Origin of the sequence: Micromonospora eburnea, from assembly GCF_900090225.1 — a bacterium.
Classification (GTDB): domain Bacteria; phylum Actinomycetota; class Actinomycetes; order Mycobacteriales; family Micromonosporaceae; genus Micromonospora; species Micromonospora eburnea.
Genome location: NZ_FMHY01000002.1, coordinates 2,237,574 through 2,261,835, shown reverse-complemented (window position 1 = coordinate 2,261,835; position 24,262 = coordinate 2,237,574). Strand labels below are relative to the sequence as shown.

Here is a 24,262-nt window from a genome sequence, read left to right as displayed (position 1 = left end):
CGCCGGGGCTTGCCTCGCAGCGCCACACAGTCCATTATTCCATCTACCAGAAGCGTAGTCTGCAATACAGAATCGACCAGGACGGAACTGAGAACACCATGACTGCCGACACTGCCGTTGACACCGAGCCGTTCTACTCACAGTTACGGGAGGACCACTACTCGCCGCTGTGGCAGCTCATGGGCGGCATCGGCCCGGAGCCCAGGACGAACCTGGTGCCGCACATCTGGCGGTGGGAGCAGACCAGGAAGCTCCTGATGTGGGCCGGCGAGGTCGTGCCGCTGGAGGACGCGCTGCGCCGTGTGCTCGGGTTCCGCAACCCCGGCTCGCGCCCCGACCAGCGCACCGGTGCGACCGACTCACTGTGGGCGGCCGTGCAGCTGGTGCTCCCCGGCGAGGTCGCCCCGCCGCACCGGCACACGCCGAGCGCCCTCAGGTTCATCATTGAGGGCGAGGGCGCGTACACGGTCGTCAACGGCCAACGCGTCCCGATGGAGGTCGGCGACTTCCTGCTCACCCCCGCGATGCACTGGCACGAACACGGCCACGAAGGCGACGGCCCGATGATCTGGCTCGACGGCCTGGACTCTCCCCTGATCAGCCGGATGAACCAGTACATCATCGAAGAGACCGACGACGTCCAGGGCGTGGAGAAGCCGTTCCCCGCCGCGTACGCCCACGGCCTGCTGGGCAAAACCTGGGGGCAACCGCACGCGCTGACGCAACCCCTGGTCTACAAGCTCAGCGACGCGCTCGCGGCCCTCGATCACCTCCGTGACGGCGAGGGCGACCCGTACGACGACATCATCATCGAGTACAAGAACCCGACCACCGGTGGGCCGGTCATGACCACGATATCGGCGTACCTCCAGCTCGTCCGCCCAGGCGTGGACACAAAGGCGCACCGCCACACGCACAGCGCCGTCTACCACGTCGTGCGCGGCAGCGGGTATTCGATCATCGATGGCAAGCGGATCGACTGGGCGACGGGTGACACGATCGCAATTCCGCTCTGGTACGAGCACTCCCACCACAACCCGACCGGCGAGGACGCGATCTTGTTCTCCTACACCGACCGCCCGGCGATCACCGCGCTCGGCCTGTGGCGTGAGCGGGGAACGCCTGATGCGTGTCTGCGTTTACGCCGACGACCGGCTCGGGGCCCTCGCCATCGACGGCACGATCGTCGACCTGACCGATCTCGTCCCCCCGAACACGCCCGTCCCGGAGCGGATGAACGAACTCATCACCAGGTGGCACGCCGCCCGCCCGGTCGCGCACGAGCGCGTCGCCACCGGAGGCGGCACGCCCCAAGCGGACGTCACCCTGCGCGCGCCGCAGCCCCGCCCGCGCAACATCGTGGCCGCCCCGGTCAACTACCACAAGCACCAGGCGGAGATGGGCGGCGAGAGCGGTGTCTACCAAGGCCGCGAGATCCTCACCGCCGAGGTCCGCAAGGGCTTCCTGAAGGCCTCCACATCCATCACCGGCCCCGACGGCGCGATCGAGTTGCCGTGGCCGGACCGCCGCTTCGACCACGAGGCCGAACTCGGCGTGATCATCGGCAGCACGACGTCGCGCGTGTCCGAGGCCGAAGCATTGGACCACGTCTTCGGCTACACGCCCCTCCTCGACATCACCCTGCGCGGCGAGGAGGACCGCTCCTTCCGTAAGTCGATGGACACCTTCACCCCCATCGGCCCGTTCATCGTGACTGCCGACGAGGTACCCGACCCGGAGCACCTCGATTTCTGGCTCACGGTCAACGGCGAACTGCGGCAAAAGTCGAACACGTCGTACCTTATCTATGGCGTGGCGAAGCTCATCGCCGTGTACTCGGAGGTGATGACGCTGCAGCCCGGCGACATCATCGCGACGGGAACGCCCGAGGGCGTCGGCCAGATTGTGCCCGGCGACACCGTGATCCTCACGATTCCGCAGGTCGGGGAGCTCACGATTCCTGTGGTCGCCCGCGTATAGGCCGTCACTGCGGCCCGGAGCGGATGCGCGCTCCGGGCCGCGGTAATCCAGGGCAGCGGCTTGCATCAGTCCGCACTAGCGATGCGCCCGCCCGAGCAAAGACGACCAACAGCGGCCACCTGGGCCGGGACAGGTGTCGAGTGTTGACCTGGGCCTGGTGACGTGATGTGCTCGGAGCGTAACGCTAACGGCAATCATGGTCATTAAGGCCCTGAGGAGGACCATGTCTCTCACCGTGCCGCCTGCCCTGTTCGAAGCCGCCGAGACCGGCCCCGTGGACGACGATGCCTTCGTCGCCTGCGTCCGGGACTCCCTCCCGTACGCCTGGAACACCGTCAGTCGTGTGGTCGCCGACCTGGAATCGTCTGACACCGAATTCGCCGACAACGTCGTGCCACCGCCCACCGAGGCGGAGCGCGGGCAGCTGCTGCGCGCACTGGCCAGCGATGCCATCCGGGCGAGCCTGGAGCGGCACTTCGGGGTGAAGTTGGCGTTCCAGAACTGCCACCGGGTGGCGGCGTTCAGGCTGGGCGCTGTGGACTCCGACACGTACCGCAGGTTCATCTCCACCCGGGGACAACTGCTCAACCAGTCACCAGAGCTGCGTGGCTGCTAAACCGCCCGGCACCTCGCGTGCCCGGCGAGCAGGTCCAGTGTTACCTGTTCCTGCTTGCCGGGCACCGCTCCGGCGGCACGGACGCGCAGGCATTGGCGGACGCGCACCGCTACGGCCTGACTGCGGAGGCCTCCGGTCATGGACGCGGCCGTGGCACTTCCCGGTGTGCGGCATCTGCTGTTTCTGGTCGAAGTGACCGGGGACAGCGCGACGACCTACGCACCATACGGCGGTTCAGCGGCGAGGTGTTGCACCGGAGGTAGTGACGATCGAGAAGTGGGTGAACTGCCCGGTGGCGAATCGTTGCGGCGAGTCGCCCGGATACCGCTCGGCAGGCCCGACCCATCGCGTACGCTCCCGCTCATGGAAACCGTTTCCAATAGAGAGGGAGGGCGTTAGCGGTGAAGGTCGCGTTCGTAGGCAAGGGCGGCAGCGGCAAGACAACGCTCGCCGCACTGTTCGCCCGGCATCTCGCCGGCCAGTGCCTGCCGGTGCTGGCCATCGACGCCGACATCAACCAGCACCTCGCTGCCGCCCTCGGCGGGGACGCGGACGCGCCGCCACCGGTGAGGCCGCTCGGTGAGCACCTGTCAGCCATCAAGGGCTACCTTCGCGGCGCTAACCCTCGCATCACCAGCGCGGATCGAATGGTCAAGACGACTCCGCCGGGGCGCGGTTCGCGGCTGCTGCGGGTGGCCAAGGACAACCCGATCTACGCCGCCTGCGTGCGAGAGGTCGATGGGGTGCGGTTGGCGGTCACTGGCGAGTTCGCCGCGGACGATCTCGGCGTGGCCTGCTACCACTCGAAGGTGGGGGCGGTGGAGCTGCGCTCAATCACATGCTCGACGGGCCTGGTGAGTACGTCGTGGTGGACATGACCGCGGGCGCGGACTCGTTCGCCTCCGGGCTGTTCACCCGCTTCGACCGCACGGTACTGGTGTGCGAGCCGACGGTGCGCAGCGTCGGGGTCTACCGGCAGTACGCCGGCTACGCTCGTGACTACGGCGTGGCGCTGTCGGTGGTCGGAAACAAGGTCGAGGACGCCGGCGACGTGGAGTTCCTCCGCGAGCACGTCGGCGGCGACCTGTTGACCTGGTTCAGCAGGTCCAGTTACGTGCGGCGGGCGGAGCGAGGCACGGTCGGCCCGCTGGCCGAGTTCGAGCCCGCCAACCAGGCAGCCCTCGCCCAGCTCGTAAAGGCGGTGGACGACACGGTGCAGGACTGGGCGGCATTCACCCAGTGGGCGCATGAGTTCCACCGGCGCAACGCCGCCGCGTGGGCCAACGAGCGAGCCGGAGCGGATCTCACCGATCAGATCAGGCGGCGCACTTACCGCACGTGCCGAAGATCTCCAGGGTGTGGCCGACGTCGGTGTAACCGTGCTGGCTGGCAACCTGGTCGGCCCACCGCTCCACGGCCGGGCCCGCGACCTCGACCGCGCGGCCGCACTCACGGCACACCAGGTGATGGTGGTGCCGGCTCTGGCTACACCGCCGGTACAGATACTCCCCACCCGGCAGCCGTGTCGAGTCGATCTCGCCGCTGTCCACCAGCATCTGCAGCGTCCGGTAGACGGTGGTCAGGCCGACCCGCGCCTTGCGGTCGACGAGCATCTGGTGCAGCTGCTGCGCGCTGTGGAAGCCCTCCACCTCGCGCAGCAGCGCCAACACCTCGGCACGTTGCCGGGTATTGCGGGTCGTAGTGGGCATCGCCTCGGTCACCGTCCGCCGTCTCCACTCGTCACAGCGCCTGCCTCGACGCCCGATTCCCTGTCCTCCCGTGACGTCGGTGGTCACGTGACATCCGAACCCATTATGCATTGCGCATATGTTCACACCCCGTGTCATCACCGGCTAACAACGTGGTCCAGCGAATGGAGCCGTCGCAGAACCAGCGACTCCAAGCCGTTGGCGAGCGCCCACCTGGATACAGGTCGACGGCCGGCGGCGACAGACACCGCCGATTTCGACCACCGGAACGTTCCATTGCCCCGCCCCGAGCGCGGCTACCGCCCCGGGCACGGTGAGACGGCGACGGCGAGTGCCATCGCTCATTGCCCGGCCGCAGCCGTGCGGTGAGCTCAACCTGATTCCCGACGAAGGCGGGATCGTGGGCCATGGCAACCGGCGCCGTAGACAAATCCCATTCGCGATGCCCGTCGCCGGCTTCCCAATCGGGATGAGCATCACCCATTTTAAGCGTTCTGTAATGGGGCGATCACATTAGGATGCGGTCGTTGGCCAGAGAAGGTGATTCGCCCTGAGCACGACCGAGCCCGCAGCCCCTATCCCGCCAGCCGTTTCGGCGACCCCAGGCCCCCCGCCCACCGCCCCTGTCAGGGAGCGGACGATCGGCTCGGTCGAGGTGTTGGTCGCCCTGCTCATCTTGGTCGGCGTCCTGCACCGGCAGATCGGCGCGCTGGTCGCCGACCCGCGTCTACAGACGTGGCTGACGGTGTTCGTGTCGGTGATGGTGCAGGCGGTGCCGTTCCTCGTCTTCGGGGTGGTGTTGTCGGCTGTCATCGCGGTGTTCGTACCGCGCTCGTTCTGGGCCCGGGCCCTGCCTCGCCACCCGGCGCTCGCGGTTCCGGTCGCCGGGGTCGCCGGGGTGGTCCTTCCCGGCTGCGAGTGCGGCTCGGTGCCCATCGCCGGGTCGCTGATCCGCCGCGGGGTCACCCCGGCTGCCGCGTTGGCGTTCCTGCTCGCCGCGCCAGCGATCAACCCGATCGTGCTCACCGCCACGGCGGTCGCGTTCCCGCGCAATCCGGAGATGGTCGTCGCCCGGGGCGGTGCCGGTCTGGTGGTCGCCCTGTTGATGGGATGGTTGTGGCTGCGGCTGGGCCGCACGGAGTGGATTCGCCTGCCGCACCGTGCCCACCTCGACGGGCTGCCCCGGATGACGGCGTTCTGGACCGCCTGCCGGCACGACATCATCCACGCCGGCGGGTTCCTCGTCGTCGGCGCCATGGCCGCGGCCACCATCAACGTGGCCGTACCCCAGCAACTCCTGCACGACCTGGCCGCCCGACCGATGCTGTCGGTGCTCGCCCTCGCGGCGCTGGCCGTGCTGCTGTCGATCTGCTCCGAGGCGGATGCGTTCGTCGCCGCGTCGCTGTCGCAGTTCTCCCTGACCGCCCGGCTGGCCTTCCTCGTGGTCGGTCCCATGGTCGACCTGAAACTCGTGTCCATGCAGGCCGGCATGTTCGGGCGACGGTTCGCCGCCCGGTTCGCACCGGCCACCTTCGCCCTCGCCGTACTCGTTGCGGCCACGGTCGGGACGGTGATCTGGTGAATCGGGCCTCGCAGGCAATGGTGATGCTCTTCCTCGGCGGCGCGATCCTGCGCGCCAGCATCACCGACCTGTACCTGCGCTACGTCAAACAGGGACTGCGGCCCTTCCTCATCGCCGCCGGAACGCTGCTGGTCATCGCCGCGATCGTGGCACTCCTGCAGGAGTTGCGACATCTCAACCGGCCCGAGGCCAAGCCGGACGACGACGGACACGGTCACGGCCGCTCGGGACCGGGCGTCGGCTGGTTGTTGCTGGCGCCGGCGCTCACCCTGCTCTTCGTCGTCCCGCCGGCGCTTGGCGCCGACACCGTGTCACGCGCCGGTTCCGCCCTGGCCGACAACCGGGACGTCGCCTACCCGCCCTTGCCGCCCGGCGACCCGGCCGACCTCGCCCTCCTCGACTACGGCTACCGGGCCGTCTATGACCACGGCCGGACCCTGCAGGACCGGCGTATCCAGTTGACCGGCTTCATCGCTCCCGAGCCGGACGGCCAGCCCATGCTCGCGCGCATCGTGCTGTCCTGCTGCGCCGCCGACGGCGTCCCCATCAAGATCGGCCTACGTGGCCAGGTGCCGCAGGCACCGGCGAACACCTGGGTACGGGCCACCGGCCGGTGGATCCCGCACACCGTCAAGGACCCCGTCAACGACGCCGACGTCCCCTACTTCGAGGTGAGTACCTGGGAGAAGATCAGCGCGCCCGCCGAACCGTACGAGTAGGACCGGCGATGGTTGCACGGGTGCTGATATGAGCACCTGACAGCTAGACGTGCTTATTGCAAATGATTACCGTTCCGATCATCCGATGAGCAAGGAGCGGTAGTGAACCTGTCCACCCGTATGCTCGGCACCGTCCTGGCGATAGCGACGATCGGCACCGTCGCCGGCTGCGGTGCCGACACCGGCACCGCGACCGCGGCGAAGAACGGCACCATCGCCGTGGTCGCCACGACGCCCGAGGTCGCCGACTTCACGCGCAACGTCGGCGGCGACGCCGCCAGCGTCACCCAGATCATCAAGCCGAACGTCGACCCCCACGACTACGAGCCCACCCCCGCCGACATCCAGGCGATCGGGGCCGCCAAGCTCGTCATCAAGAACGGCGTCGGACTCGAGGAATGGCTCGACGACACCATCTCCTCGGCCGGCTTCAAGGGAACCGTCGTCGACACCTCACAGGGAGTGGCCCTGCGCAAGGGCGACCCCGACGACGAAGAGACGAAGGACGGCGACCCGCACATCTGGCACAACCCCCGCAACGCAAAGATCATGGCGGAGAACATCGAGAAGGCCCTCGTCACCGCCGACCCCGACCACGCCGACACCTACCGCGCGAACTTCCAGGCGTACGCGGCGAAGCTCGACAAGCTCGACGCGGACAACGAGCGCAAGTTCGCCGCCCTGCCGGCGGACGCCCGCAAGCTGGTCACCAACCACGACGCGTTCGGCTACTACATCGACCGCTACCAGCTGCAGTTCATCGGCGCGGTGATCCCCAGCCTGGACACCAGCGCCGAACTGTCCGCCACCCAGATCAACGACCTGGTGGCGAAGATCAAGGCCACCGGCACCAAGGCGATCTTCAGCGAGAGTTCCCTGCCGCCCAAAGCCGCCGAGGCGATCGCCCGCCAGGCCGGCGTGAAGGTGGTCGGCGGGGAGGATGCCCTCTACGGCGACAGCCTCGGCCCCGAAGGCACCCCCCAGGGCACCTACCTGGGCGCCGAGGAACACAACACCGACACCATCGTGGCGGCCCTCGGTGGCTGAGCCCACCAGCCCGCCGGTGGCCGACGCTGCCCTGCACCTCGCGCAGGCGAGCGTCGGCTACCGGCGCCGCGCTGTCCTCACCGACGTGAACCTCACGGTGGAGCCCGGCCAGATCGTCGCCCTCGTCGGCGCCAACGGCGCCGGAAAGTCCACCCTCATCAAGGCCGTCGTCGGGCTCGCCGACGTCCTCGCCGGCGCGATCACCGTCGCCGGACGGCCGGCCCGGCAGGCCCGCGGCGCAGCCGCCTACGTGCCGCAGGTCGACACCCTCGACGCGGACTTCCCCGTCACCGCCGCCGGCGTCGTGCTCATGGGCCGCTACCGGCCCACCCGCTGGCTACGGCAGATCCGCGCGACCGACCGCGCCATCGCCACGGACGCGCTAAAGCGAGTCGGGCTGGCCGACCGGGCACTCACCCGCTTCGGGCTGCTGTCCGGAGGCCAACGCCAACGGGTCCTGCTCGCCCGCGCCATCGCCGCCCAGACCCGACTGATGCTCATGGACGAACCCTTCAACGGTCTCGACGTCACCAGCCAGGACGTCATCGTGACCCAACTGCGGGACCTCGCCGCCGCCGGCACCGCCGTTCTGCTCAGCACCCACGATCTGCGCCTGGCCCGCGACCTCGCCGACACCGCCTGCCTCATCCACGGCGGCCGCGTCGTCACCGGCCCCACCAAACAGATCCTCGCGGAGCTACCCGGCACCTACGGCTACGGCAGCCAGGCCGCCGACCTGCACGCCGGCGCGGCCCGGACGGTGACGCCATGAGTGATCTTGTCGCGCCGTTCGGTGTGCTGTTCATGGGCCGCGCCCTCGCCGAACTGCTCCTGCTCGCCGTGGTGTGCGGGCCGGTCAGCGTGCTGGTCTTCCTGCGCCGGCTGGCCTTCGTCGCCGACGCGCTGACCCATACCGTCTTTCCCGGCGTGGTCATCGGATTCCTCGTCGCCGGCTGGACCGGCATCGCCGGCGGCGCGCTCGTCGCCGCCCTGCTCACCGCGGTCGCGCTCACCGTGCTCACCCGCTGGGGGCGGCTCAGCGACGACACCACGGTGGCCGTGCTGCTGACCGCCATGTTCTCGCTCGGCGTGGTGCTCGTCTCCCGTCAACACTCCTACACCAGCGACCTGACCGCGTTCCTGTTCGGCCGGCTGCTCACCGTCACCCCCGCTCAGCTCGCCCAGACCACCGTGCTGGCCGCGATCGTGCTCATCGGCCTCGCCGTCACCGCCCGGCCGCTAATCCTGCGGGCCTTCGACCCCATCGCCGCCGCCACCGCCGGATACCGCCTCACCCTGCTCGATCTCGGGCTCAACACGGCCGTCGCGCTGGTCGTCGTCGCCGCCGTACAGGCCGTCGGCACCATCCTGGTGATCGCCCTGCTCATCGTGCCCGCCGCCACCGCGCGCCTGCTGACCGACCGGCTCACCGCCATGGCCGTGATCGCCACCGCCGTCACCGGCCTCGCCGCCTACCTCGGCCTACTGGCCAGCTGGACCGCGTCCGTCCGATACGGCGTCCGGCTCACCTCCGCCGCCGCGGTGGTGCTCACCCTCGTGGCCTGCTACCTGCTCGCCCTGCTCGCCGGCCAGCTGCGCCGCCGACCCCACCCGCCCGCGACGGTGACCCGGTGAGCTGGCTGCCGCAGGACGCCTTCGGCCGCGCCCTGATCGAAGCCGTCGCCGTCGGGGTGCTCACCGGTCTGGTCGGCGTACACGTCGTGCTGCGCCGGCTGTCGTTCTTCACCATGACCATGGCCCACGCCACGTTCCCCGGCGTGGTCGCCGCGTCGATCCTCGGCATCAACATCTACCTCGGCGGCGTGGTCGCCGGCCTGCTGACCGCTGCCGCCGTCGCCGTGCTGGCGCGTACCCGCGGCCAAGAGGCCACCGCCGCCACCGGCGTCATCCTCTCCGCCGGCTTCGCGCTCGGCGTCGCACTGGTCGCCACCCAGAACGGCTTCAGCCGAGACCTGTCCGCCTTCCTCGTCGGCTCGATCCTCACCGTCACCACCGAGAACCTGGTCGTGACCATCGCCCTGCTGGTACTCACCGCCGCGGCGCTCGCCCTCGGCGGCCGGCACCTGCAGTACGTCGGTTTCGATCCCGCCGGCGCCGGCGCCGCCGGATACCGCGTCCGGCTGCTCGACCTCGCTCTCCTGCTGCTGGTCGACCTCGTCGTCGTCGCGATCGTGCCCGCCGTCGGCACCATCCTCGCCCTGGCACTCATCGTCGCCCCCGCCGCGGCCGCCCGCGCCTGGACCGACCGCCTCGCCCCCATGACCGCTCTCGCCGCCATGCTCGGCGCCGGCAGCGCCGCCGCGGGACTGTGGCTCTCCCGGCTGTCGAACGTCGCTGCCGGTGGCAGCATCTCGCTAACCGCCGCCGCCGTCCTGCTCATGTCACTGGCGGCACACCGCCTGCGCGACGCGTTCCGCACGATTTCCCGCCCCGCGCCGTGACCGCCGAACCCGCCTCGATCGAGGAGATCAGCGAGCTGCTCCGCACCATCGCCCACCCGGCGCGCATTCGCATCCTGCAGCAGCTCACGCGAGCCGACGCGTGCGTCACCGAACTCTCGGGCGCACTGCAGCTACCCGCCCCGCACGTGTCGCACCAGCTTCGGCACCTACGCCACGCCCGCCTCGTACGCCGCTACCGCAAGCAGGGCCGGATGCACTACGCGCTCACCACGGTTCCCGCCGTCTCTCTCGTCCTGGCCGTGCTCAAGCACTGCAGGTGAGCGTGCCGGGCGTCGACGAGCCCGACGCGAACGAACTGTCGATGCGGCGTGGCTCCGTGCCCGGCCCGGCGAGGAGCCACGCCGCGTCGGGGCTGTCACTTCGGACTCGCCTCGACCATGCCGAGTCGCCGAGGGGTTGCCGGCGCCTCGATCCGCGCGTCCGGCCGAGGAGCTTCGGTGCGCGGTCTGTCACGGGTTGCCGGTCCGGGACTCACTACTCCTCCTGCTGACCCACCACGCTTCGTACGGGTCGGCAGGGCGATCGAGGCGGCCGCCGGCGCGAACACCACGCCGGGCGGCCTCCTCCAACTCGATGAAACCCGTCCGTGTTTCGCGGCCTACGGCCCGGTCATTCCTCGTCTTACACCCGCATGAAGTTGCGCCGACGTCGCCGATTCAGGCGTCAGCGTGGTGGGCGACTTCGTCACCAGGATGCCTTGCGGATCCCCGGCAGCTCGCCCCGCAGCGCCATTTCCCGAAACCGCACCCGCGACAACCCGAAGCGGGTCAGCACGCCTCGTGGTCGGCCGTCGATGACGTCCCGGTTGCGCAGCCGCACCGGGCTGGAGTCGCGGGGCAACTGCGCCAGTTGGCGGGCGGCGGCGTCCCGCACCGCCGGGTCGGTGTCCGGGTGAGCGATGGTCCGCTTCAGCTCGGCGCGGCGCTGCGCGTGGCGAGTGACCAGGTCGGCGCGGCGGGCCTGTCGGTTCGCGAGGCTCTTGCGGGCCATGTCAGCGCGCCTCTCGGAACTCGACGTGCCGGCGGACGACCGGGTCGTACTTGCGCAGCACCATCCGGTCGGGGTCGTTGCGGCGGTTCTTGCGGGTGACGTACGTGTAGCCGGTGCCGGCGGTGCTGCGCAGCCGGACGATCGGGCGGACGTCGGTCTGCCGGGCCATCAGACCGTCACCCCCCGGGCGCGCAGCTCCTCGACGACCTTTTCGATGCCCTTACGGTCCACGGTCTTCAGCGCCTTGGCGGTGAGCGTCAGGCGGACCCAGCGCCGCTCCGAGGGCAGCCAGTAGCGGTGGTTCTGCAGGTTGGGGTTCCACCGGCGGCGGGTGCGCCGGTGGGAGTGGGACACGGCGTTGCCGAAGCTCGGCTTTGCGCCGGTGACATCACAGCGACGGGACACAAGTACTCCTCAAGGCTTGCCATAACGATAATGGTTTTCATTCTTACCGTGGCTGATCGGCGGTCTCCACTCGGGGTCCCCAACGACCTCGACCGGCACTGACGAGCCGGGGCCAGCACCTCCAGGGCATTGGCCAGAAAGCCGGACGGCCGGCAGAGTCGTGGGCCCACGAAGAGGCGAGCGGGCTCGGCGGCGAAGCGGGCCACGTCCATGCCGACCAGACGCCGGGATGTGACACCGCACTGCGACCCCTGCGTCACCGACGCCACCGAGCCGCCGTGGCGTTTCGTGCGAGAGGACCTCACCTGCGACTCGCCGTCGACCACGTGCCTATAATGACAATCGTTTTCAACTAGTCGAGAGGACTGTGATGTCGACGTCCCCGCTCGCACCGGCCAACGCCGGAGTTCCGGCGTCCGACGCCCGACCGTCGTTGACCGTGCTCAGTGGCTTCTGGCCGTCCGCCACGTACGCCGTAGCCCGTAGCCTGCTCGCAGCGGACCCGTCGTTGCTGCTGATCCGGCACGACCTCGCCGGCCTCGGCACCGGAACCGTCCACCGGATCGTGCGCGACAGCGAGGGAATACTCGAAGACGAACGCATCACCCTCGCGCACGGCTGTGTCTCCTGCACCCTGCGCGAGGACGTGCTGCCAACCCTCGCCCGGCTGGCGCGCACCCACCCGCACCGGGATCTGCTGCTGATGCTGCCGGAGGTGGTCGAGCCGGAAGCCGTCGCCGCCGTCTGCGCGCACTGCCTGGTCGACGGCGCGCCGATCACCGACCTGTTGCACGTCGACTCGTACGTCACCGTCGTCGACGCCGAGCACCTGCTCGACGGGCTGGCCAGCACCGACGACCTCAAGACCCTCGGCATCCACGCCGCCGACAACGACCACCGCGGGCTCGCCGACGTCATCGTCCGCCAGATCGAGTACGCCGACACCCTCGTGCTGTGGGGACAGTCGCGAGAGGGCGCATACGACACCAGCCGGCTGTCGGTGCTGCTGGAGCGCATGGTGCCATGGGCGACCCAGGTGCGGGTCGACGGCGACCTGGTCGACGCCGGCGCGCTGACCCGCGAGCTGCGCGGCACCCGCCGGCACCGCCCCGACACCCCCGGCGTCCTGACCCGCGGGCTGGAGGGCCACCGCCTCGGCCTGCACGATCCACACCCCGACTGCGGAGTGGTGTCCGTGGTCTTCCGCGCCCGCCGCCCCTTCCACCCACGACGGCTGCACGACGTCCTCGAGGAGGTCAACACCGAAGTGATCCGTTCCCGGGGGCACCTGTGGCTGGCCAGCCAACCGGACACGGTCATCGCCTGGGACTTCGCCGGCGGCGGCCTCAGCCTCGGCTCCCTCGGCCGCTGGCTGGCCGCCCTCCCCGACCCGCACTGGGACGAGGTGTCCGACCACCGCCGGCTCGCCGCCACCCTCGACTGGGACCCCTACTACGGCGATCGGCACCAGCATCTCGTCTTCATCGGCCTAGACCTCGACCCCGCCGGCCTGCACCGCACCCTCGCCAGCTGCCTGCTCACCGACGCCGAACTCGCCGACGGCGAGGACACCTGGCGCGGCTACGACGACCCCTTCACCGGCTGCTTCCCGCTCGCCGGCCTCAACCCACCCGACACCGACACCGACACTCAAGGAGAACCCGCATGAAGCCCGACATCCACCCCAGCTACAAACCCGTCGTCTACCGCGACCGCGCCGCCGACTTCGCCTTCCTCACCCGCTCCACCGCCACCAGCGACCAGACGATCGACTGGACCGACGGCAACACCTACCCCGTCATCGACGTGCAGATCTCCTCCGCCAGCCACCCCTTCTGGACCGGCAAGCAACGCCTACTCGACACCGAGGGCCGGGTGGAGAAGTTCCACGCCAAATACGCCCGCCGCGGCCCGCAGCAGTCGCGATGAGCACAGCGCGCACCGACTGGGCAGGGCAGGCCCCCCGCCTTGTCGGTGCCGCCGCAGACGACCGGCAGCCGCCCGCAAGTTGGTCGCACCTGGCGATCGGCTCGCTGGCGGCACCGGCTACCGAACCGGAGCACGACCTCGCCGTGGCCCGACACTTGGCCTCGGCCGGGGCCGACGGGCAGCTCACCCTGGTCGAAGGCAGCTCTTCCGCCCATCATCGACCCTGAGCCGTTGGACCGCCTGGAGTTGCGCCTGCACGCCGCGCGAGGCGCAGCAGTGCTCGTGGTCAGGCCGGCGGCCACCAGGGCATGGTCAGGGCCGGCTGCACCGGCACGGCGGCCGGTGCAGCCGGCATGGCGTCGCCGACGAGAGCAGAGCCCGATCGCAGCAGCTGTCGGCCGCCGGCCGTCTGCGGCGCCGGTGGCGTACGCCCACCGGGACGGCGCCCCCGGCGGCGAGCAGGGCGGCCAGGCCTCGTCGGCGGTGAGTGTGGTCGGCATCGTCAAGCCGGAACCCAAACCGGTTCCGCGAGGTCGTGGTCGTGCAGGTCGCCGAGATCCCATTCGGGGAACGGGTCGGGCGGGTCCCGCCAAGCGTCCTCCCCCGCCGTGATCTCCCGGTCGGTCAGCAGGCAGGCGGCCAGTGCGTTCCGCAGGCCGTCGCCGTCCAGGCCCACTCCGATGAGCACCAGTTCCTGCTGCCGGTCGCCGAAGACCGGGTGCCAGCGGGACTCCAGCTCGGCACGCCGATCCTGCCGCCCCGCGCCGGCTGGCTGTTCCTCGACCGCTCGAAGTTCGCCGGCTCGTTCGCCGCCGACCTGCCCGCCGCCGACGCGCCTTCCTCGCCGACTCGCAGGTCCCGTGGGACGTCGCCGCCCTCGGCGGCGTCGTGACCGAGCCGGCGTGGCGGTCCAAGCCCGCGTTCTACCTCGTCGCCACCAACGACCACATGATCCCGCCACCGGCCCAGCGGACGATGGCCGCCCGCGTCGGCGCGGTCACCACCGAGGCGATCGGCAGCCACGCCGTCTACGTCTCCCAGCCGGGCGCGGTCGCTGACCTCATCCGCCAGGCCGCGAACACGGCCCGCTGCCCCCTGCCACACCCAGCTTGCTCGCCAGACGTTGATGTAGCGGGTGCGTTCGTCCGCTGTTGCCGTTCCAACAACCAAGCACAGCTCGCAGGAGTGAGGAGATCACAATGGATGCACATGTTTCACGCCGCGACCTGTTGGCGACCGGCGTGGCGGTGGCCGGAGCCGCAGCGATGATGGCCAGTCCGTTCGGTACGGACACCGCGGCCGCGGCCACGGCTGGCCGGTCCAACCCGAAGGTCAAGCCGACGATCGTGTTGGTGCACGGCGGGTACGCCGATTCGTCGTGCTGGAACCAGACCCTGGCCTACCTTCAGGGCGAGGGCTACACCACGATCTGCGGGGCGAACCCGCTGCGAGGTATCCCGACCGACGCCCCGTACATCGCGAGTCTGCTGGACTCCATCCCCGGGCCGGTCGTGCTGGTCGGCCACTCCATGGGTGGCACCGTCATCACCAACGCCGCGGCCGGCAAGAGCAACGTCAAGGCGCTGGTTTACATCGCCGCGTTCGTGCCCGACGTCGGCGAGACGCAGGGTGACCTGATCAACAAGTTCCCCGGCAGCGAGGTCCTGCCCGTCAGCGTGCCGGTCTCGTACACGAAGGCCGACGGCACTACCGGAACCGACCTGTACCTGAGCCCGAACGGCCAGGCCGCGTTCGCCGCGGACATCTCCAAGCACGCCTTCCAGCTCCTGCAGGCCACCCAGCGACCGTTCGACGCCGACTCCTTTACCTACCCGACGACGGCTGCCGCGTGGCACACGGTCCCGGTGTGGGGGCTGGTCGCCGGTCAGGACAAGGCCATTCCGCCCGCAGCTGAGCGTTGGATGTACCGCCGCGCCAACGCCCGCAAGGTCGTCGAGGTGCCGACCTCGTCCCACTGCGCGATGCTCAGCCACCCGAAGGTCGTCGCGGACCTGATCGACCAGGCCGCCAAGGCGACAAGCTGACTCAAAGAAACCGAGCCCGGCAGCATCCCGCCGGGACATAGCCGGCCCTGGCCTGCGCACGCAGGCCAGGGCTGATCTTGTCTGATGCCCGCTGCGAGCGGATGAGGTTGGCCGCTGCGATGTCGGGAAGCCGTTGCCTCGGCGAGGACCACCCGTTGGGCATCGACGAGCACGTGCTACGGGTCCGCACCCAACTCCTCACGAAACCGCTAGCGAATGCAGTCGTGTGTCGCCAGGGCTGCCCCGGCCGTCCGGTGGCATGCCTCCGCCTTCAGGAAGCGCTCGAAAAGGCGCAGCTGTAGGTTCTCACGAGTAGTAAGGGGCGATGTGGGTGCCCCTGACCCGTCCAGGGCCAGCCAAAGTCGTGCTGTTCCGCTTGGCCGCCGGTGATCCGTACGGTCCCGCCGAGCGCTCGGAAGCCTGGTCGCCGGCCCGCGTCGCCCCGTCAGGGGCGCAGCATCGCTTTGATCACATCGTCGCGGCGGTCGAAGCGCTGGTACAGCTAGGCGCATCGGTGAGGGTGCCGTGGTGGGTGACGATGACGCCGGGCCGCCGCAGAACAGGTGTGTGGGGACGGGCACCTCGAAGCGCGTGTCGTGACCACAACCGACGACGATGCCGGGGCTGGCCGGTAGGTTTCGTCGTCTAAGCATCAACACATAAAGTGCGCAAACAGCCCCGTCATTCGCTTTGAGTCCGGATCACCACCGTTCGACTGGCTGCCGTGCGGCCAGGACCCGAAGCATGAAGCGCTGCGGATTGCGGTCGGCGATGCGCCATTCCGCTCCGCCGCGACGCACTCCAGCGGCCCCAAAGTCTTGTCCATCCACGCATGAGCCGGTCAGTCCGGTGCACGTCACCAGTAATGGTTCATCACGCTTCGGGCGGTGCCCTGAACTCACCATCAGAGAGGCCGAGAGGTCACAGCCTTTCCAATTTCCGCGATGTCCCGCGAGTGCAGGTCCTCGTCCTCAAGGATGTGAGGGGGCGGCCGGAATCTACGAGTCCCGGGCCGCCCCGTCCATCATCGAGGCTTGGTCTTGTCGTCCGTCACCTCGGTCGGCCCTGAGCAACAGAGGCTCGGGCAGTGTGGATTGACCTGGGGATGGGTCTTGTCATCCGTGATGTGAGGGGTGGGCAGCGCTGGAGGGGGCGACGGCATGGACGATGAGGCGCGCGAGCAGCGACTGCTCACCGCCCTGACCACTGAGCACTTCGTGCGTCAGACCTCGCGCGGCGCCACAGTCACCGAGTCCGTCGGGCGGACGACGGTGTTCCTGTCACTGCTGTCCGCCGCGCTGATCGGGCTGGGCTTCGTTTCCAGTAGCGGACACCTGATCAAGCCGTACCTTGGTGCGGTGCTGCCGGCCCTGATAATCACTGGGCTGCTCACCTTCGCCCGGCTCGTGCAGAACATGGTAGAGAACGCGCTGGATCTCAAGCGCATCCAGCGTATTCGCGCCTACTACCACCGCCAGTTCGCCGGCGAGCACGACTTCTTCGCCGACGCGGTAACCGGCGGCGGCGACATGCAAACGATCGTGGCGGCGGTTGGCGGCAGCCGCTCTCGCTGGCAACTGCTACTGACCATGGCGGCCATGGTGGGTGCCGTCAACACACTGTTGATCGGCCTGGGCGCGACCCTGCTGGCCGGAGTGGCCAGCGGATCCGCCACGTTGGCGATCGCGGTCGGTGTGGTGGTCGCACTGGTCGCCTTCGCCGCACAGCTCGCACACATCAAGCGGGCCTCAATGTGGCTGGGCGGCTGATCATTGCTGGGCCGAGCACGACGCTGCCTGGGCTTGAGGGTCTGGCTCGGGTACGCCGACGCGGTACTTCGGTTCTCGATCGCGCACGTTTACGCCTAGGCCGATCTGGTATTCACGCCTTAAATGCACCTAGTTAGGGCGCCCGGCACAGTCAACGTACGGATATCCGCCGTCGCTTGGAAGCCAACGTGGCAGAAACAAACACCCCATTCGGTAGGGAAGGAAACCACATGAATGGCCGACCGAACATCGTCCTCGTCCACGGCGCGTGGGCCGACGGCTCCTGCTGGAGCGGCGTTATCGAGCGTCTACAGGCCGATGGCTACCACGTGACGGCCCCACAGTTCCCCCTGTCCTCGACGGCCGAAGATGTCGCCCGGCTACGCCAGGTCCTAATATTGCAGGACGGCCCAACGATCGTCGCCGGACACTCCTACGGCGGCCAGATCATGACCGCCCTCGGCACCGACGCGCCGAACGTGGTCGGGCTGGCGTATATCGCGGCTTTTGGGCTGGACCAAGGTGAATCGCTGGGTGCGCTGCTGTCGCAGGGACCCACACCACCGGCGCTGGCGCACCTGTTCACCGACAAGCAGGGCTTCATATGGCAGCAGCAGGACGACTTCGTCCGGCACTTCGCGGCCGACGTCGACCCGGTGCGGGCCAAGGTGATGCACGCCGTACAGCAGCCAACTGCCAGTTCAACCTTCTCGGAAGCGATGGGCGTTCCGGCCTGGAAATCGCTACCGTCCTGGTACCTCATCGCCACCCAGGACCAAGCGATCCCACCGGACGCGCAGCGCATGTTCGCCAACCGCATGGGCGCGACCACCAGCGAAGTCGCATCCAGCCACCTCCCGATGGTCTCGCACCCCGACGAAACCGCACAGCTCATCAAGACGGCAGCCGAAACCCGGACCGCAATGCCGGCAGGTCAAGCAGGCAGACGACAATGAGCCGACGTCGCCGGGACCTGCCAGTCATCGTCCCAGGAACCAAGTCTGCGCAGGTTACCCACCAGCCGGCGCATCACCGGGTAGTGCGCACCGATGTAGATCCGGGCGAGACCATCACCGCAGCGGCGGCCACGGCCAGCAGGCCGGCCGCGACCGCGCCGGCCATCGTGGCGTGGTCCGACGGGAACGACGGGTCGGTGCTCCGATCGGCCAGCACCAGGATGCCCGACAGCGTCATGTAGAGGCGCGGCCTGTTCACGGCGGACACGATCGGCTGGTTCCCCGCCACCGCGAGCAGCATGCCCACCGGCGCTACACCGCCGCCGGCATCCGCTCACCCGCGCGGCGGGCGATCCACCAGCCGGCCAGCAGCAGTACGGCGAACAGAACCACGCCGTACTTCGCGTTCGGTTGCTGGCGGTGACGGTCCGGATGACGTCGGCCACGCTTGTCGTGGAACCTCGACTCATTGTTCCCGGCTGGCTTGCAGGAACGGCCCGGCCGCGACGGTTGCCAGCACCAGCACCACCAGCAGTTGTATGCCGTTCTCGCCGAAGCCGCTCGGGCCGAGCAGCAGCGCGGTGGTCAGCGGGGCCAGCACCAGATTGTTGCCGGCATGCGCCAGGCAGGCTGGCCAGACGCTGCGGCTGCAGGACCGCAGCCAGGCCAGGATGATTTCCTGGCACATGATCCACGCCGTCCATCCGAGCATGCCCATGGCCAGGGGGCGATATTCGACGTAGCCGAGCAGCGCCAGTGGGTAGTGCCAGACCGCCGCGATCAGGCCGGCTACCAGTGCGGCGCGGCGCGGACGGCCGGGATAGATACGTAGCAGCAGATAGCCGGTCCAGCCGAACTCCTCACCCCAGAAGACGATGGTGGCGACCAGGGCGAGCACACAGAGCAGCAGGGGCACCGCCCAGACGGGCACGCCTGGAATCAGGTCCGCTACCGGGCGGAAGGAAGGTTCCCATCGCCCGGTCGCCGCGGCGAGGCCAATCACCGCAGCGGCGACGCCGAGCGGGCCCAGCCACGCTAGCAGGTAGTACCGCCAGGCGGTGCGCAGCCGCAGGCGTGAGCCGGCGTCCGTGAAACCTTCCCGGGTGACCCAGCGCCGGACCACCAGCGCCGCGATCGCCGGCGCGAACCCGGCCGGCGCCTGCACCAGCGGGTTGACCAGCGACCAGCCAAGCACCAGGTGGGCCATCGCCTCCCACCCCCAGGCGGTGCCGAACGAGATCAGCAAGAAAGCCGTCAGGCCTTGCCGCCTTTTTAAGCGATCCCCGAGGGGCGCCACTCGTGCATCGATCACGATAGTCATTCGGTCCGCCGATCATCAGGTGTCCTGTCGGATGTATTCGCCAGCCGCCGTCGGACGTCGTGATGGATGCCGGTGTAAGGCCCGCCTAGGCCCGGGGCCGCCCGCCTCCGATACGTCTGTCGCCCGTCCCACGGCGCTTTCTGCGCCGACCCGGGCATGACGGTAGGAGCGCATGAGACGCCTGCGCAGTGTCGCGGTCATCCGGAAGCGGGGTGGTGCCAGCTACACCTCAAGACGCCAGCTGGTGTCACTGTGACCGGCAACTCTTCACGCTGGACTTGGTGTCATGGCTACGAATCGGCTTTTGAGGTGCGCGCTGTCCCCGGGTCTACGGGTCCCGGCACATCGCGGTGCGGGCGCTTGAGGGGGTCGGCATCGCCTTTCCCCGCGGTCGCCGACCGTATCCGGGCGGCCGAGCTCAGCCGTGTGTCCATGGTGGCCGGCCTGTCGGGGATGACGCCGACGAGCAGCAACGAGACAGCTTCAAGGTGATGGTCGCGCTGCTCGACGACAATGGGATCATGCGACGGGCGGCCCAGGCGACTGCGTACCTGTTGCGCGGTGGTGTCACGGCGGTGGCCGCAGCCGGCGCGTTGCTGGCCCTTGCGGTGGCCGGAGCCTTGTGTCTTGCACTGATCGGGGTGCCGCTGCTGGCGGGAACGCTACGGGTCGTCCGGTCGTTGGCGGCCGTCGAGCGGCGCCGGGCGGGGCGGCTGCTGGGGGGTGTGGTGCCGCAGCGGTACGCCGAGTTCTCCGGTTCTTCGTTCGCACAGCTGCGCACGCTGGCCCGTGACCCGGCGACCTGGCGAGACTTGCTATGGCTTGTGCTGCACGCTCTGGCCGGCACCTCGCTGGCCCTGTGCTGTCTGGCCGTATGGCTGTGCGCAATCACCGCACCCGTCGTCGCGCTGGTGTGGTGGGTGCCGGACGGCGCCCCGATCGACTTTTTCGTCAAGATCGACAGCTGGACGCGGGCGCTGGCCGTGCCGCTGCCGATCGCCGCTGGCTCGACGGCACTGCTGCTCTGGGCCGGGCCGGTGATCGCGGCAGCACAGGCCAAGGCATACCGGGCCATGCTGGCGCCCTCAGCCCGCGATTGCCTGACCGCACGGGTCGAGCAGCTCTCGACCACACGCGCGGGTGCCCTGGACGCCCACGCAGCGGAGCTGCGCCGGATCGAGCGGGATCTACACGATGGCCTGCAGGCGCGCCTCGTCGCCGTGGCCATCCAGTTGGGCCTCGCGCAACGGCAACGCGACATCGACCCAGACACCGCCAACCAGCTCGTCGAGCGGGCCCACACCGGCGTCGAACAGACCCTGACCGCACTCCGCGAGGTCGTCCGCAACATCTACCCCCCGATCCTCGCCGACCGGGGACTGGCCGAGGCGGTACGGACGCTTGCCGCCGAATCCCCCGTGCCGGTGCGCACGTCGATCGGCACGCTGGTACGGCCGCCCGCCGCCGTGGAAAGCGCCGCCTACTTCGTCGCGGCCGAGGCATTGACCAACGTCGTCAAACACAGCGGCGCCACCGAGATCACACTGACCCTCGACCAGGGCGGCAACCGGTTGGTGGTAGAGGTAACCGACAACGGCCGCGGCGGAGCCGACCCATACCATGGAACCGGCCTGGCCGGTGTAGCGGACCGGGCCGCCGCCCTCGACGGGACAATGACACTGCACAGTCCAACGGGCGGCCCGACGACACTACGGGTAGAGCTGCCATGCGCGTCGTAATCGCCGAAGACAACGTGCTGCTACAGGAAGGACTCGGGCTACTGCTGTCCACCGCCGGATTCGAGGTGGCCGCCGCTGTCGACCGGGTCGACGAGTTCCTCGCCGCAGTCGACCAGCACCGGCCGGACATTGCCCTGGTCGACATCCGACTGCCACCCACTTTCGGCGACGAGGGCCTACGTGCCGTACGCGCCGCACGCCAGACCCACCCCGATCTGCCAGTATTCGTGCTTTCCCAGTACGTGGAGCGCGCCTACGCTGCCGAACTGCTCGCCGGCGGTCAAGGCGGCGTCGGCTACCTGCTCAAAGACCGGGTAGCGCGGATCGACGACTTTCTCGACGCGATGCGCCGCGTCGCCGCCGGCGGCACCGCCGTCGATCCGCTGGTCATCTCACAACTGGTCGCAGACCGCCCGTCCAGCCGGCTGGACGAACTGAGCCCACGCGAGCGGGAAGTCCTCTCCCTCATGGCCGAGGGACACACCAACGGCACAATCGCAGCCCGCCTGCACATCACCGAACGCGCCGTGCACAAGCACATCAGCAACATCTTCGCCAAGCTCGACCTGCCCCCGGACGACAGCAGCCACCGCCGCGTCACCGCAGTACTCGCCTACCTCGGAACGCAGCCGAAGAAATGACCCACCAGACTCTCCTTCCTTCCACCTCAGCGTCCATGCGCTCAACACCCTCACCAGACAGCGCAATGACCAGGCACCACGGACAGCGACGGCCGCACCCCCAGTCGCGACCCGCGCTGTACTTGAAAGGGCAACGACAAATTCCCCACCGCGTGCCGCTGTGCCGCAACACAGGCGGAACACACCCGCGCCGACGAGCCATCCCGTGGTCGACCCGCACGACCAGCGTGCCCGGCTGATCACACTCACCGCCCATAGCAGGCGGACCACCCGCAGGTACCTGGAGGTCGTGTACGGCTGGGTTTAGCGAAGCGATGGCCGATCCGTCGCTCTGCCCGGAGGCAGCCCCGCGCCGGCCGAGCTGTCGGAGTTCCCGCCCGCCGAAGCCTCGGCCATCACCATGAAAGTCGCTGCAGATCGGCACCATCCAGCCGAGCGCCCAGGGCGTCGTAGCCTGGTAATCGCGCACCAGCCGGTCAACCCGAGGCGCCACCCGGTTGACCGGCCGGTGGGCCGGCGAACGTGCGAAACCATCGCGCCGGGCCCGCCATGAGATAGGACGCTGCTCGCGGCCGGTTCCCGCTACAGGACGGCATTGTTCCGCGCCGACCCATGTCGGCACACTCAGCGGCCCCACCGCGTAGCGCTCCTTCTGGACCGTTCGTGTGCCTTCCGGCTGCTCAAACAGACCCTCGGCTGGACCCGACCCCGCTTGCGCGACCCGAACGCGGCCGACACCTGGACCTGGCTGATCCTCACCGCACACACCCAACTACGGCTGGCCCGCGGCCTCACCGACGACCTGCATCGTCCCTGGGAACGACGCACCGACCCGACCCGACCCGAACGCTTCCCCGCCCGGGTCCGCCGCGGATTTCGGAACCTCCGGCCGAAGACCAGCCATCCCGCGCAGGCACCAAAACCCGCCCGGCCAGGCCCCGGACGTCCACCCGGCAGCCCCAACCGACACCGCGCACCCCGCCACGACGTCGGTAAACCATCCACCGCGCCCGCACCCAAGCCGACCAGCAAAAGCGCAAAGGTTAAAAAGAACCACTAGCCGTGTGGTCCGCAGCGCGATCTCGTCCTCGCCGCGCGTGCCCTCAGCAGTCCGGACCGTCGTCGCGCTCAACCCGGGGGCGTTCCTTGGGCCGGTGGCCCCCGGGCTTGCAACCGGCGAAGGGGCCGTTGGGGCTACGCAGCGCGTCCATGGTCGGCCAGAGGTAGCTCTGGTGCCACGTGGCCGGGTCGGACGGCTGCGCCCGCGGGCCGGTGCGCTCCTGCCAGGCGAGCCAGAGCCCGTGCAGGTAGGCGATCGCTTCCGGGTGCTCCCGCCAACGAGGGCACCACGGGGTGCTGGAGGTGACCTCGGCGCCGTACACCGGCAGCAGCAGGTCCTCCACCCAGTAGCTGAGCCGGCGCAACTCCTCCGCGTACTCGGATCCCTCCAGATAAAGGATGAAGAAGGGCTTGGCCGTCTCGGCGGCCTCCGGACCAGTCGGGTACGTCATCCCTGCCACTCCCACTTGGCGCTCAGCACGTCAGCGCTCTCGTCACCGGCGTCGACACCCAGGGCGGCGGTGAAGCGCCGGTACGCCTCGACCCGCGCCCGCACCTGGGCGGCGTTCCCACCACCGCACTCCAGGGCCCCGTTGATGCTGCGGACCGTCTCGCCGAAACCCCCGCCACCGGTGATCGCGGCGTGCGCGGTCGTGGTGCCCGCGCCCGGCTGGGTCATCCAGAACCACAGCGCGGTTTGCCACGCCACCGACGGGTCGGTCTTTACCAGGTCGGGGTTGCCGAGCAGGTCCAGCCCGAGCGCGTCGCCGGCGGCCTTGTAGTTGGTGTTCCAGCTGAGCTGGATCGGCCCCCGCCCGTGGTAGGCGCTGCGCCCGGCGGGGCAGCCGAAGGGTTGGCCGCCGTCGCAGTAGGTGCCCCATGCGGCGCGGTCGATCTCCTCGACGTACGCCAGACCACCGGACTCGTGGTCGACGTTGGCCAGGAAGGCGGCCAGCTCCCGCTTGCGGGTCCGCTCGTCGCCGGTGGCGGCGAAGGCGGGCAACACGGCCATCGCGTCGGTCAGCCCCCCGTATGTATAGGAGGAGTTCCGCCCGGGGAACATCGTGTTGAACTCCGACGCGCTCAGCAGCGTGGTCCCGCCCTGGCGGGCAGTTGCCGCGCCGACGTCGCGCTGCTGGTGACCACCGGCCGCCCGACCGCTCAGGCGCGGGAGGTGGCGCTGCTGTGCCGCATCATGCTCGTGGACCGGCCAGCACTGGCCCGGTGGCTCAGCACCCAGCAACTCCACCTGGAGGACTGAGCCAGAGCAGC

Annotated in this window: 26 protein-coding genes and 3 pseudogenes; 20 read left to right on the top strand and 9 right to left on the bottom strand. The window is 69.3% G+C overall.

The window, feature by feature from the left end; translation table 11 throughout:
* Nucleotides 1-98: 98 nt before the first annotated feature.
* The 4 genes and pseudogenes from GA0070604_RS34260 to GA0070604_RS33465 all read left to right on the top strand — a co-directional run.
* A pseudogene (locus tag GA0070604_RS34260) lies at nucleotides 99-1,004 on the top strand (cupin domain-containing protein); the annotation flags it as partial.
* 121 nt (nucleotides 1,005-1,125) lie between these two features.
* Nucleotides 1,126-1,980 (top strand): fumarylacetoacetate hydrolase family protein, encoded by an 855-nt coding sequence (locus GA0070604_RS10715; protein ID WP_091117814.1) that lies wholly within the window; start codon nucleotides 1,126-1,128, stop codon nucleotides 1,978-1,980.
* A 223-nt stretch (nucleotides 1,981-2,203) separates the two neighbouring features.
* Nucleotides 2,204-2,596: an SCO5389 family protein gene (locus GA0070604_RS10710; protein ID WP_091117813.1), complete on the top strand. Its 393-nt coding sequence runs from the start codon at nucleotides 2,204-2,206 to the stop codon at nucleotides 2,594-2,596.
* A gap of 401 nt (nucleotides 2,597-2,997) precedes the next feature.
* Nucleotides 2,998-3,474 carry a nucleotide-binding protein gene (locus GA0070604_RS33465; protein WP_244161827.1) on the top strand — a complete coding sequence of 159 codons (477 nt, stop codon included), beginning with the start codon at nucleotides 2,998-3,000 and terminating at the stop codon, nucleotides 3,472-3,474.
* A 438-nt stretch (nucleotides 3,475-3,912) separates the two neighbouring features.
* Here the strand turns inward: GA0070604_RS33465 and GA0070604_RS10700 are convergent, their stop codons facing one another.
* A complete protein-coding gene (locus GA0070604_RS10700) occupies nucleotides 3,913-4,305 on the bottom strand; it encodes a Fur family transcriptional regulator (RefSeq protein ID WP_167363424.1) in 393 nt (130 codons plus the stop codon).
* Between the two features lie 577 nt (nucleotides 4,306-4,882).
* On the opposite strand from GA0070604_RS10700, the gene GA0070604_RS10695 reads away from it, so the two are divergent.
* From GA0070604_RS10695 to GA0070604_RS10665, 7 genes are all read left to right on the top strand, one after another.
* Nucleotides 4,883-5,887, top strand: a complete 1,005-nt coding sequence (locus tag GA0070604_RS10695) for a permease (protein WP_091117811.1) — start codon at nucleotides 4,883-4,885, stop codon at nucleotides 5,885-5,887.
* Nucleotides 5,884-6,606 (top strand): TIGR03943 family putative permease subunit, encoded by a 723-nt coding sequence (locus tag GA0070604_RS10690; protein ID WP_167363423.1) that lies wholly within the window; start codon nucleotides 5,884-5,886, stop codon nucleotides 6,604-6,606. The genes GA0070604_RS10695 and GA0070604_RS10690 overlap by 4 nt, the downstream gene beginning before the upstream one ends.
* A 102-nt stretch (nucleotides 6,607-6,708) precedes the next feature.
* Nucleotides 6,709-7,653 carry a metal ABC transporter substrate-binding protein gene (locus GA0070604_RS10685; RefSeq protein ID WP_244161826.1) on the top strand — a complete coding sequence of 315 codons (945 nt, stop codon included), beginning with the start codon at nucleotides 6,709-6,711 and terminating at the stop codon, nucleotides 7,651-7,653.
* Nucleotides 7,646-8,425, top strand: coding sequence for a metal ABC transporter ATP-binding protein (locus tag GA0070604_RS10680; RefSeq protein ID WP_244161825.1), 780 nt, complete (start codon nucleotides 7,646-7,648; stop codon nucleotides 8,423-8,425). The genes GA0070604_RS10685 and GA0070604_RS10680 overlap by 8 nt, the downstream gene beginning before the upstream one ends.
* Nucleotides 8,422-9,288, top strand: a complete 867-nt coding sequence (locus tag GA0070604_RS10675; protein WP_091117808.1) for a metal ABC transporter permease — start codon at nucleotides 8,422-8,424, stop codon at nucleotides 9,286-9,288. The genes GA0070604_RS10680 and GA0070604_RS10675 overlap by 4 nt, the downstream gene beginning before the upstream one ends.
* Nucleotides 9,285-10,115, top strand: coding sequence for a metal ABC transporter permease (locus tag GA0070604_RS10670; protein ID WP_091117807.1), 831 nt, complete (start codon nucleotides 9,285-9,287; stop codon nucleotides 10,113-10,115). The genes GA0070604_RS10675 and GA0070604_RS10670 overlap by 4 nt, the downstream gene beginning before the upstream one ends.
* Complete coding sequence (locus GA0070604_RS10665; RefSeq protein WP_167363422.1) at nucleotides 10,112-10,396, top strand: ArsR/SmtB family transcription factor; 285 nt, start codon at nucleotides 10,112-10,114, stop codon at nucleotides 10,394-10,396. Before GA0070604_RS10670 ends, GA0070604_RS10665 begins: the two co-directional genes overlap by 4 nt.
* A gap of 424 nt (nucleotides 10,397-10,820) precedes the next feature.
* Here GA0070604_RS10665 and rpsN read toward each other — a convergent pair whose 3' ends face one another.
* From rpsN to rpmB, 3 genes are read right to left on the bottom strand one after another with little or no spacing between them, the layout of a single operon-like run.
* Entirely contained in the window at nucleotides 10,821-11,126 is a 306-nt protein-coding gene (gene rpsN / locus GA0070604_RS10660) for a 30S ribosomal protein S14 (protein WP_091117805.1), read from the bottom strand.
* Nucleotide 11,127: 1 nt separating this feature from the next.
* Nucleotides 11,128-11,295, bottom strand: a complete 168-nt coding sequence (rpmG, locus tag GA0070604_RS10655; RefSeq protein ID WP_089006390.1) for a 50S ribosomal protein L33 — start codon at nucleotides 11,293-11,295, stop codon at nucleotides 11,128-11,130.
* The gene (gene rpmB, locus GA0070604_RS10650; RefSeq protein WP_091117804.1) at nucleotides 11,295-11,531 is read right to left on the bottom strand and encodes a 50S ribosomal protein L28; all 237 of its coding nucleotides are present in this window, start codon (nucleotides 11,529-11,531) and stop codon (nucleotides 11,295-11,297) included. Before rpmB ends, rpmG begins: the two co-directional genes overlap by 1 nt.
* 367 nt (nucleotides 11,532-11,898) lie before the next feature.
* On the opposite strand from rpmB, the gene GA0070604_RS10645 reads away from it, so the two are divergent.
* Both GA0070604_RS10645 and GA0070604_RS10640 read left to right on the top strand, forming a co-directional pair.
* Nucleotides 11,899-13,200 carry a CobW family GTP-binding protein gene (locus GA0070604_RS10645; RefSeq protein ID WP_208602010.1) on the top strand — a complete coding sequence of 434 codons (1,302 nt, stop codon included), beginning with the start codon at nucleotides 11,899-11,901 and terminating at the stop codon, nucleotides 13,198-13,200.
* The gene (locus GA0070604_RS10640) at nucleotides 13,197-13,460 is read left to right on the top strand and encodes a type B 50S ribosomal protein L31 (RefSeq protein WP_091117802.1); all 264 of its coding nucleotides are present in this window, start codon (nucleotides 13,197-13,199) and stop codon (nucleotides 13,458-13,460) included. Before GA0070604_RS10645 ends, GA0070604_RS10640 begins: the two co-directional genes overlap by 4 nt.
* A 502-nt stretch (nucleotides 13,461-13,962) precedes the next feature.
* Here GA0070604_RS10640 and GA0070604_RS10635 read toward each other — a convergent pair.
* Nucleotides 13,963-14,205: pseudogene (locus tag GA0070604_RS10635) on the bottom strand (GTP-binding protein); the annotation flags it as partial.
* A 23-nt stretch (nucleotides 14,206-14,228) separates the two neighbouring features.
* On the opposite strand from GA0070604_RS10635, the gene GA0070604_RS34255 reads away from it, so the two are divergent.
* From GA0070604_RS34255 to GA0070604_RS10615, 4 genes are all read left to right on the top strand, one after another.
* Nucleotides 14,229-14,729: an alpha/beta fold hydrolase gene (locus GA0070604_RS34255; RefSeq protein WP_377594162.1), complete on the top strand. Its 501-nt coding sequence runs from the start codon at nucleotides 14,229-14,231 to the stop codon at nucleotides 14,727-14,729.
* Nucleotides 14,660-15,505: an alpha/beta fold hydrolase gene (locus tag GA0070604_RS10625; protein WP_091117801.1), complete on the top strand. Its 846-nt coding sequence runs from the start codon at nucleotides 14,660-14,662 to the stop codon at nucleotides 15,503-15,505. The genes GA0070604_RS34255 and GA0070604_RS10625 overlap by 70 nt, the downstream gene beginning before the upstream one ends.
* A gap of 1,160 nt (nucleotides 15,506-16,665) precedes the next feature.
* Entirely contained in the window at nucleotides 16,666-17,274 is a 609-nt protein-coding gene (locus tag GA0070604_RS10620) for a hypothetical protein (RefSeq protein WP_091117800.1), read from the top strand.
* 230 nt (nucleotides 17,275-17,504) lie between these two features.
* The gene (locus tag GA0070604_RS10615; RefSeq protein ID WP_091117799.1) at nucleotides 17,505-18,230 is read left to right on the top strand and encodes an alpha/beta fold hydrolase; all 726 of its coding nucleotides are present in this window, start codon (nucleotides 17,505-17,507) and stop codon (nucleotides 18,228-18,230) included.
* 73 nt (nucleotides 18,231-18,303) lie between these two features.
* Here the strand turns inward: GA0070604_RS10615 and GA0070604_RS32320 are convergent, their stop codons facing one another.
* Complete coding sequence (locus GA0070604_RS32320; protein ID WP_091117798.1) at nucleotides 18,304-18,537, bottom strand: hypothetical protein; 234 nt, start codon at nucleotides 18,535-18,537, stop codon at nucleotides 18,304-18,306.
* 159 nt (nucleotides 18,538-18,696) lie between these two features.
* A complete protein-coding gene (locus tag GA0070604_RS10605) occupies nucleotides 18,697-19,551 on the bottom strand; it encodes a CPBP family intramembrane glutamic endopeptidase (RefSeq protein ID WP_091117797.1) in 855 nt (284 codons plus the stop codon).
* Between the two features lie 491 nt (nucleotides 19,552-20,042).
* Between GA0070604_RS10605 and GA0070604_RS10600 the strand changes: the two genes are divergently transcribed.
* From GA0070604_RS10600 to GA0070604_RS34135, 3 genes and pseudogenes are all read left to right on the top strand, one after another.
* Nucleotides 20,043-21,290 carry a sensor histidine kinase gene (locus tag GA0070604_RS10600; protein ID WP_208602009.1) on the top strand — a complete coding sequence of 416 codons (1,248 nt, stop codon included), beginning with the start codon at nucleotides 20,043-20,045 and terminating at the stop codon, nucleotides 21,288-21,290.
* Nucleotides 21,278-21,931: a response regulator gene (locus GA0070604_RS10595; RefSeq protein ID WP_091117796.1), complete on the top strand. Its 654-nt coding sequence runs from the start codon at nucleotides 21,278-21,280 to the stop codon at nucleotides 21,929-21,931. Before GA0070604_RS10600 ends, GA0070604_RS10595 begins: the two co-directional genes overlap by 13 nt.
* A 670-nt stretch (nucleotides 21,932-22,601) precedes the next feature.
* Nucleotides 22,602-22,991, top strand: a pseudogene (locus GA0070604_RS34135) (NF041680 family putative transposase); the annotation flags it as partial.
* A gap of 43 nt (nucleotides 22,992-23,034) precedes the next feature.
* Here GA0070604_RS34135 and GA0070604_RS10585 read toward each other — a convergent pair.
* Both GA0070604_RS10585 and GA0070604_RS10580 read right to left on the bottom strand, forming a co-directional pair.
* The gene (locus tag GA0070604_RS10585) at nucleotides 23,035-23,442 is read right to left on the bottom strand and encodes a DUF4913 domain-containing protein (RefSeq protein WP_091117795.1); all 408 of its coding nucleotides are present in this window, start codon (nucleotides 23,440-23,442) and stop codon (nucleotides 23,035-23,037) included.
* On the bottom strand, nucleotides 23,439-24,239 hold the full coding sequence (locus tag GA0070604_RS10580; RefSeq protein WP_244161824.1) for a chitinase: 801 nt from the start codon (nucleotides 24,237-24,239) through the stop codon (nucleotides 23,439-23,441). The genes GA0070604_RS10585 and GA0070604_RS10580 overlap by 4 nt, the downstream gene beginning before the upstream one ends.
* Between the last annotated feature and the right edge of the window lie 23 nt (nucleotides 24,240-24,262).

Coding starts and splice junctions, on each gene's coding strand:
- GA0070604_RS10715 (WP_091117814.1), top strand. CDS start 1,126: ATGCGTGTCTGCGTTTACGCCGACGACCGGCTCGGGGCCCTCGCCATC.
- GA0070604_RS10710 (WP_091117813.1), top strand. CDS start 2,204: ATGTCTCTCACCGTGCCGCCTGCCCTGTTCGAAGCCGCCGAGACCGGC.
- GA0070604_RS10700 (WP_167363424.1), bottom strand. CDS start 4,305: ATGCCCACTACGACCCGCAATACCCGGCAACGTGCCGAGGTGTTGGCG.
- GA0070604_RS10675 (WP_091117808.1), top strand. CDS start 8,422: ATGAGTGATCTTGTCGCGCCGTTCGGTGTGCTGTTCATGGGCCGCGCC.
- rpsN (WP_091117805.1), bottom strand. CDS start 11,126: ATGGCCCGCAAGAGCCTCGCGAACCGACAGGCCCGCCGCGCCGACCTG.
- rpmG (WP_089006390.1), bottom strand. CDS start 11,295: ATGGCCCGGCAGACCGACGTCCGCCCGATCGTCCGGCTGCGCAGCACC.
- GA0070604_RS10640 (WP_091117802.1), top strand. CDS start 13,197: ATGAAGCCCGACATCCACCCCAGCTACAAACCCGTCGTCTACCGCGAC.
- GA0070604_RS10625 (WP_091117801.1), top strand. CDS start 14,660: ATGGATGCACATGTTTCACGCCGCGACCTGTTGGCGACCGGCGTGGCG.
- GA0070604_RS10620 (WP_091117800.1), top strand. CDS start 16,666: ATGGACGATGAGGCGCGCGAGCAGCGACTGCTCACCGCCCTGACCACT.
- GA0070604_RS10615 (WP_091117799.1), top strand. CDS start 17,505: ATGAATGGCCGACCGAACATCGTCCTCGTCCACGGCGCGTGGGCCGAC.
- GA0070604_RS10605 (WP_091117797.1), bottom strand. CDS start 19,551: ATGACTATCGTGATCGATGCACGAGTGGCGCCCCTCGGGGATCGCTTA.
- GA0070604_RS10600 (WP_208602009.1), top strand. CDS start 20,043: ATGGTCGCGCTGCTCGACGACAATGGGATCATGCGACGGGCGGCCCAG.
- GA0070604_RS10595 (WP_091117796.1), top strand. CDS start 21,278: ATGCGCGTCGTAATCGCCGAAGACAACGTGCTGCTACAGGAAGGACTC.
- GA0070604_RS10585 (WP_091117795.1), bottom strand. CDS start 23,442: ATGACGTACCCGACTGGTCCGGAGGCCGCCGAGACGGCCAAGCCCTTC.